Source organism: Pseudoalteromonas sp. SG45-3, assembly GCF_014164075.1.
Lineage (GTDB): Bacteria > Pseudomonadota > Gammaproteobacteria > Enterobacterales > Alteromonadaceae > Pseudoalteromonas > Pseudoalteromonas distincta.
Genome location: NZ_JACJEN010000005.1, coordinates 284,883 through 296,333, shown reverse-complemented (window position 1 = coordinate 296,333; position 11,451 = coordinate 284,883). Strand labels below are relative to the sequence as shown.

Sequence of the window (11,451 nt, the reverse complement as noted above, 5' to 3'; positions counted from 1 at the left end):
GGAATATAGGAATATAGGAATATAGGAATATAGGAATATAGGAATATAGGAATAGTAGAGAAGTGGTGGAGGGAGCTGGATTCGAACCAGCGAAGGCTGAGCCGTCAGATTTACAGTCTGATCCCTTTGGCCGCTCGGGAACCCCTCCACGCTAATTTTATTGCATTTGGCCCCACTTAACTTAGCGGTAAGAAAAGTGGTGGAGGGAGCTGGATTCGAACCAGCGAAGGCTGAGCCGTCAGATTTACAGTCTGATCCCTTTGGCCGCTCGGGAACCCCTCCAATGCAACGGCGCTGATAATAGCAAATTGCGTATTTAAGTAAAGAAAAAAGCTAAAGAAAATTGAAATAAAGCCGATAAATATCTATCAGTTACCACAATCGACTAAAGACTATGCAAATAGATGATTTGTTAATCACAGAGAGTCAGTTAAACAGTAGGCTCAATAATAGTGTGCATGAAAACCGCCGTGGCGAATTTTCTCTATTATTAGCGATGCTGTCACATGACGCACTCGACTTTAGCCAATTTCATTTACCAAAAACTGAAATAGATAATTTAGTTATAGAAGAAGAGGCATTAAGAAAGCAATTTGGCGCAGGTCCAAAGCAACTTTTAGCCCCTGATGAATACAATATGTTGGTTGGACAGTTTAATGCATCATTAATATCTCAAGAAGGGGAGCGCTGCGGTATGACAAGTATTAAGCTAAGACAGTGCTTAAGCCCTGAACCACTTGCGATTAGAAATGATGATAAGCATATTCCACTTAATATAATAGATAACTGTGAGCTTGCTGTCAGAAGAAGAATTAAAAGCGAACAAACACAACTAGCGAATCCCCCTATAAATGCAGCTGCTTTTTACGACAGCCTTAATAGTGATGCAATACATCAACCACTTCAGCTTATTGCGGTGTGATATATGATTGTAATAATCATCAGTTAATATATGCTTTATAACGGGTCTGCTTTATATATTTGCTAATAATTGATTTAATGAAAAAAAAGCATCCAAAAATTAAATGCAATTGCTATAATGGCGTCAAATGGTATGACATGAAATGCCATTATCATTAAACCAAGGTAATTAGGAACGTAATGAAGAAAACATTCACGCTAAATCACGAGAAAATCAAATACCCTCGTATGGTTGATGCTGCAAAGCACGAAGTGAAAAAATATTTGAAAAGAGAGCGTAATAAAACGCTACCTGAAGATGCTGACTATTGGGCATTTGACTGTAAGTTTGGTAACACAGCTGAAGATGCGCAAGTTGTGCACGTTGCTGAATTAAGTAACCAAATTGGCGAAATTGAAAAGCAAGGTTTGACCTCTTTCTATGTAGAGATTTTAGCTCGACCTGCTCAACGTCAGCAATTAGATTTAGATGATGACGAATAATACTTAACTAAATTAAGTATTCAAAGTTATAAAATGAGCCCAAGTGGCTCATTTTTTGTTTTTATGCAATAAAGATTTACTAAAAAGCATTTTTATTAATAACCAATAAGTAGAACCCCTCTTAATTAACATTTGCATAACAAAATGTGATGCTATAGGCTGTTTTTAATTAAAAAAACAAAACATTTTTACTATGCCAATAAATTACTCTGACCATCAATTAAAACTAAGTTTAAAGAATTCTAAAGTACTTATAGTTGACGATCAGTTATTAAGCTTAATCGTATTAAAAAAAATATTATCTGAGCATTTTAATGTGACAACAGCTGGAAGTGGTGAAGAAGCAATTGAAATTTGTAATGTAAATGTACCCGATATAGTCCTACTCGATATTAGTATGGGTGGAATGAGTGGTATTGATACATGTTTAAAATTAAAAAATAATACTGAAACACAGGATATCCCAGTTATTTTTGTTACATCCTTTGAAAACGAAGAAGAAGAGTGTTGGGAAGCCGGAGCTGTTGATTTTATTAAAAAGCCGATTGTAAAAGAAACACTATTTAGAAGGGTTCGTGCCCATATAACGTTAAAATTACAACACGACTTACTCAATCAAAAAGTATTTTTAGATGATTTAACTAAAGTATTCAATCGCCGTTATTTTGATGCACATTTTTCTAAAATGGAACGAAGCGCCTTACGAGAAAAAGTTGACTATGCATTATTACTCATCGATATAGATTATTTTAAGCAATACAATGATATCTATGGTCATGTGCAGGGGGATACGGTGTTAAACCTAGTAGCACAAACTATTACTAATAGTTTGCAAAGGCCAACCGATTTTGTTGCGCGTTATGGCGGCGAAGAGTTTGTAGTTGTTCTACCGCATACAAGCACTGAAGGTGCAATTTGTGTTGCTGATAAAATTAAACAGAATGTGGCCGATTTAGGAATATTACACAAATATTCAGAATATGATTTTGTGACTATTAGTATTGGCGGTGCAACCCTACAACCATACGTAAATAACAAAAACACGTTGCAGATCGCAGATGAAAAAATGTATGAGTCTAAAATGCAAGGGCGTAACAAAGTGTGTTTTTAAGTTTAGTTAGCTAATAAATCACTCTGCCACTTAAAAACACCTTTTAGGTGATAAATATTAAATAAGATTATTTATTACATGCTATGACATTTTTTGTACTTTTTATTGCTACCGCATGGGCAGTTATCATTTCTGCCTACTTTAATATCTTCAACAGGATATATAGTGCCATCTAAATAACGCCATTGAGTGTTTTCTTTAATAAACTGCGATTTTTCATGAAGCTCACAAAATAAGTTTTGATAAAAATATTGGGCTTTAAATTCTACAGTTCCAGTATCGCCATCATGGCTTGAGTCAATTAAATCAAGATTTATAAATCGACAGCTGTTAGCAAAATCATTGATTTCTTTAACCGGATTCTCAGCTTGTTTTTCTTTTGCGTAGGTTTGATAAACATATTTTGCATTTTTAATAACATAAGCGCTGAATCGTGAGCGCATAAGTTGTTCAGGAGTGTCAGCTTGCTTTACAGATAAGTGAAGCGGCTCGCAGCAATCGGCATAATTGTGCCCACTGCTGCAAAAACATAATGTGGTATTGAGTGAAGTCATAATAATAATACAGAATCTAAAACATTAGTTTAACAAGCTTATTGAGCGAGTGGTATCTCTGTTGTTTGAGCGTTTTTAGTAAAACAGTATAGTTTTGTATTCGTTTTACTTAAATCGAACGATAGATTTGTAAGTAGTTGGTTATTAACTATATCGGTCCAGGTAATTACCGCTGCAAAGTTTCCATTATGTAACGCAGAATTTAATACATACTCTAAATTTACTAGGTGCTTCTGTCTAATAACAAGTAATTTGCTTGTATCAATAGAGCATGAGTCAAGTAAAGCTTTGCTAGGTACATGATCTGGCGCAATTAGTAACGTCCATGCATTAGAGCTATTGTATTGGTGTAATACTTTTAAAAGCTCAAAGGTCGCTGAAATTTCATCTTCAATTTGGATCAAATTTACGCAATCGCTTTGCTCGTCTTGTTGGTAACTTTTAACTGTTCTTACGGTAATAGGCTGTAACATAATTTCACTCACTGGGTTTTTATACAGTATTCATATACAGTAGTTTATACAGTGCTTTCGTGCAAGCATTTTATGCTATTTATTTGTACAGTTATTCAGCCTTTGATCATTGTTTTTTATTTTTAAATCTATAATTCTTTATTAATCAACTTGTTATAGGTTTGTTTTTGAGAAGGTATTTCAAAAATAAATTTTTGAGTAATGTTTTAATTTGTGGGTTTTATACTGAGTAGGAGTATCTTTGTAACTATATACAGTATTTTTCAACACTGTATACAGTACTTATAACTTAGTTGGTTTATGTGTCTTCACTCGTGCGAGGGATCATATGAGAAAACTGGAGTTGGTGAATTTGTTCGTACAAACTTGCTGCATAACATTGAGCATCTTTAAATCGCTTAGTTTCGATATGTTTGCGTATATCTGTAACCGCTGCAGTGGCAGGTGCGTATCCTTGGCTACTCGCTAAGCTCAACCAAGCTACAGCATGAAATACACTTTGTGGCACGCCTTCACCTTTTACAAAAAATAAACCTAAATAAAACTGTGCTCTATGGTTCCCTGCCATTGCAGCAAGGCGCATCCATTTTGCAGCCAATGGAGCTTGATTATTTTTTAAATAATATAGGGCTTTATTAATAGTACTTTGCTCATCTTTTTTATTATCAATGGGCGCGGGGCTGCTTTCTGGTTGAGTAACAAAACCTAAAATGTTGTCTAGCTGTTGCTCTAAGTCTTGCTCACAAGGTGTTGTTTTAAGCATATTGGTTCATTTATTATTTTAACTACTTTAACAGTTTAGTATATAGCAAGGTAAAATGTCCTGTAAAAGATAATTTTTATGTTAAAATCTCGTCACTTTTTACTATCACAAGTTTATTATGTTTGAAGCCTTATTTAAACTCAGCGAAAATAACTCAACAGTTAAACGCGAATGCGTTGCTGGCCTAACGACCTTTATCACTATGGTATACATTGTATTTGTAAACCCGGCTATGCTTGCTGAGGCAGGGATGGACCAAGGGGCTGCATTTGTAGCTACCTGTATAGCAGCTGCGATAGGCTGTTTTATAATGGGTTTGTGGGCTAATTATCCATTAGCATTAGCGCCTGGCATGGGACTAAATGCCTTTTTTACGTATGGCGTCGTATTAGGAATGGGTTATACCTGGCAAGCCGCATTAGGGGCTGTTTTTATGTCGGGTTGTATATTTTTATTTTTAAGCTTATTTAAAGTCAGAGAATGGATTATTAATGCCATACCTCTGGTGCTCAAGCGAGCTATCGCAACAGGTATAGGTGCTTTTTTAGCCTTAATTGCCCTTAAAAATGCAGGCATTATTGTCTCAAGCCCAGCAACATTAGTGCAATTGGGCGACATTACTTCCCCAGGCCCATTATTGGCTATATTAAGCTTTTTTGTAATTGCAGCGCTTTTATACCGCGATTTTAAAAGCGGTGTACTTATTAGTATTTTATTAGTGACTGGCATTGCACTAAGTTTAGGGCTAGTTGAATATCACGGTGTTATGGCTATGCCACCATCAATAATGCCTACTTTTATGCAACTAGATTTTGCCGCCGCTTTTGATATATCAATGATGAGTGTTATTTTTGCATTCTTGTTTGTCGATCTTTTTGATACTTCGGGTACATTAGTTGCGGTCACTCAAAAAGCTGGTTTAGCTGATGAAAAAGGTAACATGCCTCGTTTAGGGCGCGCACTAAGTGCTGACAGCTCTGCAACAATTGCAGGTGCGATGCTAGGCACGTCTACGACTACATCGTATATAGAATCGGTTGCTGGTGTTTCAGTTGGCGGACGTACTGGCTTAACGGCTGTAGTTGTAGGTATTTGCTTTTTACTAATGATGTTTTTTGCACCGCTTGCACAAATGGTACCGGCTTATGCTACGGCAGGTGCTATTTTATATGTCGCTGTACTGATGTTACAAAATTTAAAGTTTGTAAATTGGGATGATATGACCGATGCAATTCCTGTTACTGTGGTATTACTAATGACACCATTAACGTTTTCGATTGCGCACGGTATTGCACTTGGTTTTATATCTTATACGGCGGTAAAAGTATTGTGTGGTAAGCAAGATCAAATCAGTATTAGTGTTTGGATATTAACAGCCTTGTTTGTTTTCAAGTTTGCATTTTTGTCTTAATGACTAACAAATAGACAAAAAAGCCTGCATAAATTTAATTTGTGCAGGCTTTTTTAATGCTTTTATAAAAGAATTACCATTTCTTTTTAGGAGCAAACAATATATCTAAGTCGTCTTGCTCTTCTTCTGTTTTCTTTTTAAGAGCGCTTGCATTAGAAGCCCGCAGTTCAACACTAATTGCTTCTAAGTAACCTTCAACTTCTTGGCGTTTTGTTGTTACATATTCATCGGTGTATGTAACTGCATTGAGCGTTGCCTGTGCTTTTTCAAAATACTGCCTTGCAGAGCCAACCATACTCGCTGAGCGGGCAGATAAGCCACGTTTTATTTGGCTTTCGATATTAATACGCAGTTGTAGTTTTTCAAGACGTTTATCTTCTAAAACAAAAACTTGGCTATCAATACGACCTTTATTATGTTCAGAGCGTAAAATTGAGCGTAATTTTTTAATACCTTGAATTAGGCCAACAAGCTGCTTGTCATTACTCGGTAGCGTTAGGGCTTCACTGCTGTTGTCTAGAACTGCATTGGTGAGGTGCGTTTTAGCCTCACCTAAGCGGCTTTTGAGTGCTTTAGATGTTGGCGAACTAGTAACCATCGTGTTTAATGCTTCGTAAATACGGCGTTGCAATACACGGATTATATTTTCAGAAAGAGGTATATTGGCACTATTCATTAGTGCTTCTTCTGTTTCTTCTATTATAGCTTTTTGTTTTGTTAGCTCTTTGCGGCGTTCCGCTTCTTGTTTTTCTTTGTGTTGTTGTACAGCACTTACCCAAAGTGCAATCACAATCAATGCAACTATAAGCACTATTATAATAGAAACGATCATGGTGTAATTCTCGGATATATAACCTAATTATTTAATCTTACATTAAATATACGTTAACAGGGTAGCTTTGCGCCGATTAACTTAAAAAATACACCAAAAAATTGATAGGTTGAGCTCTTTATAAACCGTAGTCACCCTAAGGGCTTATAAACTAAAGCTGAATAAACATCGCTACCTCAAGCATATTTATTATGCTAGCCTTGAGCTCTAATCAGATAATTGCACACCTAAAGACCTAAAGTGATATTTTACGTAAATAACACTTGGTTTTAAGCGGTATTGCCTTTATAAATAATATGAATAATAACGTTAAAATTTGCAGCCATGAAATTACAACAACTCAGATACATCGTAGAAGTACAAAATCATAAATTAAATGTTTCAGCGACTGCTGAGAGTTTATTTACCTCGCAGCCAGGAATTTCTAAACAAGTACGCATGTTAGAAGATGAGTTGGGTGTACAAATTTTTGGTCGCAGTGGTAAACATTTAACGCATGTAACCGGTGCTGGCGAAGATATAATTAATATTTCTCGTGAAATACTCTCCAAAGTAGAAGGTATTAAAGCCGTTGCTAATGAGCATACGTTACCTGATCAAGGTAAGTTAAATATTGCCACAACACATACCCAAGCCCGTTATGCTTTGCCTAACGTTATTCAAGGGTTTATGAAAAAATACCCTGCGGTATCGCTTCATATGCACCAAGGTACTCCACAGCAAATATCGGATGCTGCAGCACGCGGTGATGCCGACTTTGCTATTGCAACAGAAGCACTGCATTTGTATTCAGATTTAGTTATGTTGCCTTGTTATCATTGGAATCGCAGTATTGTTGTTGCTAAAGACCATCCGCTCGCTAAAAAGGCAAATAGTTTAACTGTTGCTGACATTGCCCAATATCCACTCATTACATATGTATTTGGTTTTACGGGCCGCTCAGAGTTAGATAAAGCATTTAGCGCACACGGACTTGAGCCACACATTGTATTTACTGCAACCGATGCTGATGTTATAAAAACATACGTACGACTGGGTTTAGGAGTTGGTGTTGTCGCTTCAATGGCGATAGATCAAGTGAGCGATACCGATTTAGTGTGTATTGATGCAAGCCACTTATTTGAAGCAAGCACGACCAAAATTGGTTTTAGAAAGGGCAGCTTTTTACGTACTTACATGTATGATTTTATTGAACGTTTTGCACCGCACTTAACTAAAGAGCGCGTAGAGCGAGCAAGCTTGTTACGTAACCAAGATGACGTAGATAAGTTATTTGCAGATATAGAGTTACCCGTTAAATAAGGTGATTGCATTGAACGAACAATAAAAAAGCTGTCTATTTTAAAATAGACAGCTTTTTCTCTTTATAGCGAGCTGATTAACATTCGATAATATTAACTGCTAATCCACCGCGAGCGGTTTCTTTGTATTTGGTTTTCATGTCGTTGCCGGTTTCAAGCATGGTTTTAATCACTTTATCAAGTGATACCTTTTGCTCGCCACTGCCACGAATAGCTAAACGTGAGGCATTAATTGCTTTAATCGCGCCCATTGCATTACGTTCAATACACGGTACTTGTACTAAGCCTCCAACAGGGTCGCACGTGAGGCCTAAATTATGTTCCATACCAATTTCTGCTGCGTTTTCTACTTGCACAACATTGCCACCAACAATTTCTGTTAATGCGCCTGCAGCCATTGAGCATGCAACGCCCACTTCACCTTGGCAACCTACTTCAGCACCCGATATAGAGGCATTCTTTTTATATAAAATACCAATAGCAGCAGCCGTTAATAAATAACGTGTGGCTATATCGCGGTCTACTTCTTTCACAAATGTGTGATAGTACATAAGCACAGCCGGTAAAATACCCGCAGCACCATTAGTTGGTGCGGTAACTACACGGCCACCTGCCGCATTTTCTTCGTTTACGGCAAGGGCAAATAAATCAACCCAGTCCATTGCACGAAGTGGGTCGTTACTGACCTCTATATTTAGTTTTAAGTATAGGCTTGGCGCACGGCGCTTTACTTTTAAGCCGCCAGGTAAAATACCTTCGGTACGCATACCACGCTCAATACAGGCCATCATTACTTTCCAGATATGAAACAGCGTGTCTTTTATTTCATCTTCAGTGCGCAGTGTTTTTTCGTTCTTCATCATCAAGCTTGAAACACTAAGCCCTGACTCTTTACACATCTCTAGTAGCTCTTTTGCGCTACTGAAAGGAAAAGGAGCTGGGTTTTCTTCTCTAATATCGAGGGCCGCCTGTTTTTCGTTTTCAAACTCTTCATCAGTAACAATAAAGCCACCGCCAATAGAGTAATATACTTTGCTGTAAACTTTTTCGCCGTTGTTTGAGGCGATAATTTCCATTGCATTAGAGTGCTTAGGCAGCGTTTTGCGACGATGAAAAACAATAGCGCCTTGTTTTGGAAACTTAGCTTTGTGTGTTTTGTTTAGATAAATAACCTGATCTTTTTCGATGGTCGCTAAAATGTCGTCGACTAAATCGGCATCTATAGTTTCAGGGTCATAACCGGCTAAACCAAGAATTACGGCTTTACCCGATCCATGGCCAACACCTGTTTGTCCCAAAGAGCCATAAAGCTCTACTTTAATATCGGTAACATTTGCTAATAATTGTTGTTCTTGTAGGTCATTAACAAATAAGCGTGATGCGCGCATTGGGCCAACGGTGTGTGATGACGAAGGGCCAATACCAATGCTAAACATATCAAATGCACTGATCATAATGTGTGTCTCTACTTTGTTTTATCAGCACGAAGCTGCTCTTTGAACGGTCGAGCATGATAACGTGGAATTGTGATTGTGTAACTACTAATAACGAAGATTTAAACTGGTAAGGCGAGTTGTTTTGTAAAGTTTTTTATAATGCTTGCAGTCGCACCCCAAAGTAAACCATGTGGGGTTTTAAAACCTTGCAAAATAACCGCTTTCCCAAATCGTTGAAAAGGTAAGGGTTGCCAATTAGCTTCGTTATTTAACTCAGTGACCGAGAGTAAAAAGCTCGCTTGTACTTCATTATAGTCATTTTCCCAGGTGGTGCCTTTATTAAGTAAACCCACATAGGGGCTAATACTAAAACCCGTTAATGTTGAATACTCAGGTAAGTGACCTATTACATTAACGTTGTTTTGGGCAATATTTAGCTCTTCTTTTAGTTCGCGAAGGGCTGTGGTGCGAAGGGTAATGTCGCTTACTTCAAACTTACCCCCTGGCAAACAAATCTCCCCAGGGTGATGGTGTAAATAAGTAGGGCGTTTACACAGTAAGATATGTGCATGATTATCTATATCAATAATTGGCAGCATAACAGCGCTAGCACGTTTTTTACGCGTGTCTTTTAACTGGTTTGGCGCAGCTGTAGGGCTTAACAGAAACCGCGCCATAATGTGTTCACTATTCAAAGCGATCTACTGTTTTAATAAAGGGAGGATTTTATTTACTTTATCGTAAGTTTCTTGATATTCCAATTCGACTTTAGAATCAGCTACTATTCCGCCGCCTGCCCAGCAGTAAATTTGCGCTTTGTGGCACACCAAGGTACGAATAGTGATACTCGTATCCATATTTCCACATGCACTTAAATAACCAATTGAACCACAATAAATGCTGCGGCGATGTGGTTCTAGTTCTTCAATTATTTCCATCGCTCTAATTTTGGGCGCACCGGTGATTGAGCCACCCGGAAAAGCCGCTTTTAACTGATCGACCGCTGTTTTGCCTTCATCAAGTTCTGAGGTTACCGTGCTTACTAAATGATGCACTGCCGGAAAGCTTTCAATAGCAAAAAGGGAAGGGACGTGGACGCTGCCAGGTTTTGCCACTTTGCCTAAGTCGTTACGCAGTAAATCAACAATCATTACGTTTTCAGCGCGATCTTTAGCTGATGCTGCGAGTATTTGGGCTTGGCGTTGATCCTCCAGCGCATCCGCTTTTCGCGGCAGAGTGCCTTTAATAGGTTTGGTTTCTACAACGTTATTATTTACAGATATAAAGCGCTCAGGGGAAATTGATAAAATTGCCCCTTGAGGGTGATTTATAAAGCTCGAAAATGGCGCTTTATTTGCCTCACGCAGTTTAATATAAGCCGCCCAAGGGGAGCCTTCAAACTGAGCGTTAAAGCGCTGCGCTAAATTAATTTGGTAACAATCGCCACTTTTTAGATACTCCTCAATTTGGGCAAACTTTGCAGCGTATTCCGTTTCGCTCATATTTGATTGCCAGTCGCTGTTTAGGGCAAAGGACTGCGTATTAACTTGGGAGTTAGCGTGTGTATTTAAGTATTGCTCATAAAGCGCTAATCGATCGGTGTTTGGCTGCGATACATAAAACCAGCTTTGTTGCTGCTTGTCGTAAAGAAGGGCATCTAAGTAAAGACCAATAGCCATTTGGGGAAGATTAATATCTTCAATAGCACGAGTGGGGATGTTTTCAATTGTACGCCCTAAGTCGTAGCCAAAGTAGCCAAGCCAGCCGCCGTTAAAGGGTAAATCGTAATCGGCTTTTGTTTTAGCAAGATGCGAAAGCTCATTATTCATAATTTCAAAGCAGTTATCACTACTTTCTATATTATTTAAAAAGCTTTTATTATTTTTTACTTCAAGGGTACTTTGCGGCTCAATAGCAACAATATCAAAACGGCTGTTTATATGATTACTATTTGCAGAATCTAATAGAATTGCATAAGGCAAATGTGAAAAATGCGCAAAAACGTCAATGCAGTTTTGTGTTATGCCTAATTTAATACAATTTTTTTTATTGTTTAGCATTTACTGCCCCTTTAAGAACTGGCTCGAAACGGGCTGGGAGGGTATCATAAGTCAAATTTTTTGGCAGCACTAAGCTGCAAAAAACAGTGCAAACCACCGTCACCGG

12 protein-coding genes and 2 tRNA genes are annotated in these 11,451 nt (G+C 37.9%); 5 read left to right on the top strand and 9 right to left on the bottom strand.

Translation table 11 applies throughout. The features are described 5' to 3' along the window. Positions 1 to 63 precede the first annotated feature (63 nt). Together H5126_RS08905 and H5126_RS08900 are read right to left on the bottom strand one after the other, a co-directional pair. Positions 64 to 148: transfer RNA gene (locus H5126_RS08905), tRNA-Tyr, on the bottom strand. Between the two features lie 49 nt (positions 149 to 197). After that, positions 198 to 282 (bottom strand) — tRNA-Tyr (locus tag H5126_RS08900). Positions 283 to 394: 112 nt separating this feature from the next. Here H5126_RS08900 and H5126_RS08895 point away from each other — a divergent pair. The 3 genes from H5126_RS08895 to H5126_RS08885 all read left to right on the top strand — a co-directional run bounded on the left by H5126_RS08895 (position 395) and on the right by H5126_RS08885 (position 2,515). Then, positions 395 to 922 carry a VC2046/SO_2500 family protein gene (locus tag H5126_RS08895; RefSeq protein WP_033021584.1) on the top strand — a complete coding sequence of 176 codons (528 nt, stop codon included), beginning with the start codon at positions 395 to 397 and terminating at the stop codon, positions 920 to 922. A 179-nt stretch (positions 923 to 1,101) separates the two neighbouring features. Further along, positions 1,102 to 1,404 carry a DUF6172 family protein gene (locus tag H5126_RS08890; RefSeq protein WP_002961433.1) on the top strand — a complete coding sequence of 101 codons (303 nt, stop codon included), beginning with the start codon at positions 1,102 to 1,104 and terminating at the stop codon, positions 1,402 to 1,404. 193 nt (positions 1,405 to 1,597) lie between these two features. Continuing rightward, positions 1,598 to 2,515: a diguanylate cyclase gene (locus tag H5126_RS08885; protein WP_138489334.1), complete on the top strand. Its 918-nt coding sequence runs from the start codon at positions 1,598 to 1,600 to the stop codon at positions 2,513 to 2,515. Positions 2,516 to 2,589: 74 nt separating this feature from the next. Here H5126_RS08885 and H5126_RS08880 read toward each other — a convergent pair whose 3' ends face one another. The 3 genes from H5126_RS08880 to H5126_RS08870 all read right to left on the bottom strand — a co-directional run bounded on the left by H5126_RS08880 (position 2,590) and on the right by H5126_RS08870 (position 4,305). Then, complete coding sequence (locus H5126_RS08880; protein ID WP_024595938.1) at positions 2,590 to 3,069, bottom strand: YchJ family protein; 480 nt, start codon at positions 3,067 to 3,069, stop codon at positions 2,590 to 2,592. Between the two features lie 38 nt (positions 3,070 to 3,107). Continuing rightward, positions 3,108 to 3,542 carry a SulA-like leucine-rich domain-containing protein gene (locus tag H5126_RS08875; protein WP_002961428.1) on the bottom strand — a complete coding sequence of 145 codons (435 nt, stop codon included), beginning with the start codon at positions 3,540 to 3,542 and terminating at the stop codon, positions 3,108 to 3,110. A 298-nt stretch (positions 3,543 to 3,840) separates the two neighbouring features. After that, positions 3,841 to 4,305 carry a tetratricopeptide repeat protein gene (locus tag H5126_RS08870; RefSeq protein WP_182693823.1) on the bottom strand — a complete coding sequence of 155 codons (465 nt, stop codon included), beginning with the start codon at positions 4,303 to 4,305 and terminating at the stop codon, positions 3,841 to 3,843. 118 nt (positions 4,306 to 4,423) lie between these two features. Between H5126_RS08870 and H5126_RS08865 the strand changes: the two genes are divergently transcribed. After that, positions 4,424 to 5,716 carry an NCS2 family permease gene (locus H5126_RS08865; RefSeq protein WP_002961426.1) on the top strand — a complete coding sequence of 431 codons (1,293 nt, stop codon included), beginning with the start codon at positions 4,424 to 4,426 and terminating at the stop codon, positions 5,714 to 5,716. 73 nt (positions 5,717 to 5,789) lie between these two features. On the opposite strand, the gene H5126_RS08860 is transcribed toward H5126_RS08865, so the two are convergent. Further along, positions 5,790 to 6,548, bottom strand: a complete 759-nt coding sequence (locus tag H5126_RS08860) for a hypothetical protein (protein WP_024594743.1) — start codon at positions 6,546 to 6,548, stop codon at positions 5,790 to 5,792. A gap of 324 nt (positions 6,549 to 6,872) precedes the next feature. Here H5126_RS08860 and cysB point away from each other — a divergent pair, with 324 nt between their 5' ends. Next, positions 6,873 to 7,850, top strand: a complete 978-nt coding sequence (gene cysB, locus H5126_RS08855) for an HTH-type transcriptional regulator CysB (protein WP_002961670.1) — start codon at positions 6,873 to 6,875, stop codon at positions 7,848 to 7,850. A gap of 76 nt (positions 7,851 to 7,926) precedes the next feature. Here cysB and H5126_RS08850 read toward each other — a convergent pair whose 3' ends face one another. The 3 genes from H5126_RS08850 to pabB form a co-directional block, all read right to left on the bottom strand. After that, complete coding sequence (locus tag H5126_RS08850; protein WP_182720091.1) at positions 7,927 to 9,303, bottom strand: L-serine ammonia-lyase; 1,377 nt, start codon at positions 9,301 to 9,303, stop codon at positions 7,927 to 7,929. Positions 9,304 to 9,404: 101 nt separating this feature from the next. Further along, positions 9,405 to 9,980 carry a CoA pyrophosphatase gene (locus H5126_RS08845; RefSeq protein WP_182720090.1) on the bottom strand — a complete coding sequence of 192 codons (576 nt, stop codon included), beginning with the start codon at positions 9,978 to 9,980 and terminating at the stop codon, positions 9,405 to 9,407. A 6-nt stretch (positions 9,981 to 9,986) separates the two neighbouring features. Next, positions 9,987 to 11,345: an aminodeoxychorismate synthase component I gene (pabB, locus tag H5126_RS08840; protein WP_182711550.1), complete on the bottom strand. Its 1,359-nt coding sequence runs from the start codon at positions 11,343 to 11,345 to the stop codon at positions 9,987 to 9,989. Between the last annotated feature and the right edge of the window lie 106 nt (positions 11,346 to 11,451).

What these genes read in the sequence shown, in the direction of transcription:
- H5126_RS08895 (WP_033021584.1), top strand. Translation starts at nt 395, where the DNA reads ATGCAAATAGATGATTTGTTAATCACAGAGAGTCAGTTAAACAGTAGG.
- H5126_RS08890 (WP_002961433.1), top strand. Translation starts at nt 1,102, where the DNA reads ATGAAGAAAACATTCACGCTAAATCACGAGAAAATCAAATACCCTCGT.
- H5126_RS08885 (WP_138489334.1), top strand. Translation starts at nt 1,598, where the DNA reads ATGCCAATAAATTACTCTGACCATCAATTAAAACTAAGTTTAAAGAAT.
- H5126_RS08880 (WP_024595938.1), bottom strand. Translation starts at nt 3,069, where the DNA reads ATGACTTCACTCAATACCACATTATGTTTTTGCAGCAGTGGGCACAAT.
- H5126_RS08875 (WP_002961428.1), bottom strand. Translation starts at nt 3,542, where the DNA reads ATGTTACAGCCTATTACCGTAAGAACAGTTAAAAGTTACCAACAAGAC.
- H5126_RS08870 (WP_182693823.1), bottom strand. Translation starts at nt 4,305, where the DNA reads ATGCTTAAAACAACACCTTGTGAGCAAGACTTAGAGCAACAGCTAGAC.
- H5126_RS08865 (WP_002961426.1), top strand. Translation starts at nt 4,424, where the DNA reads ATGTTTGAAGCCTTATTTAAACTCAGCGAAAATAACTCAACAGTTAAA.
- H5126_RS08860 (WP_024594743.1), bottom strand. Translation starts at nt 6,548, where the DNA reads ATGATCGTTTCTATTATAATAGTGCTTATAGTTGCATTGATTGTGATT.
- cysB (WP_002961670.1), top strand. Translation starts at nt 6,873, where the DNA reads ATGAAATTACAACAACTCAGATACATCGTAGAAGTACAAAATCATAAA.
- H5126_RS08850 (WP_182720091.1), bottom strand. Translation starts at nt 9,303, where the DNA reads ATGATCAGTGCATTTGATATGTTTAGCATTGGTATTGGCCCTTCGTCA.
- pabB (WP_182711550.1), bottom strand. Translation starts at nt 11,345, where the DNA reads ATGCTAAACAATAAAAAAAATTGTATTAAATTAGGCATAACACAAAAC.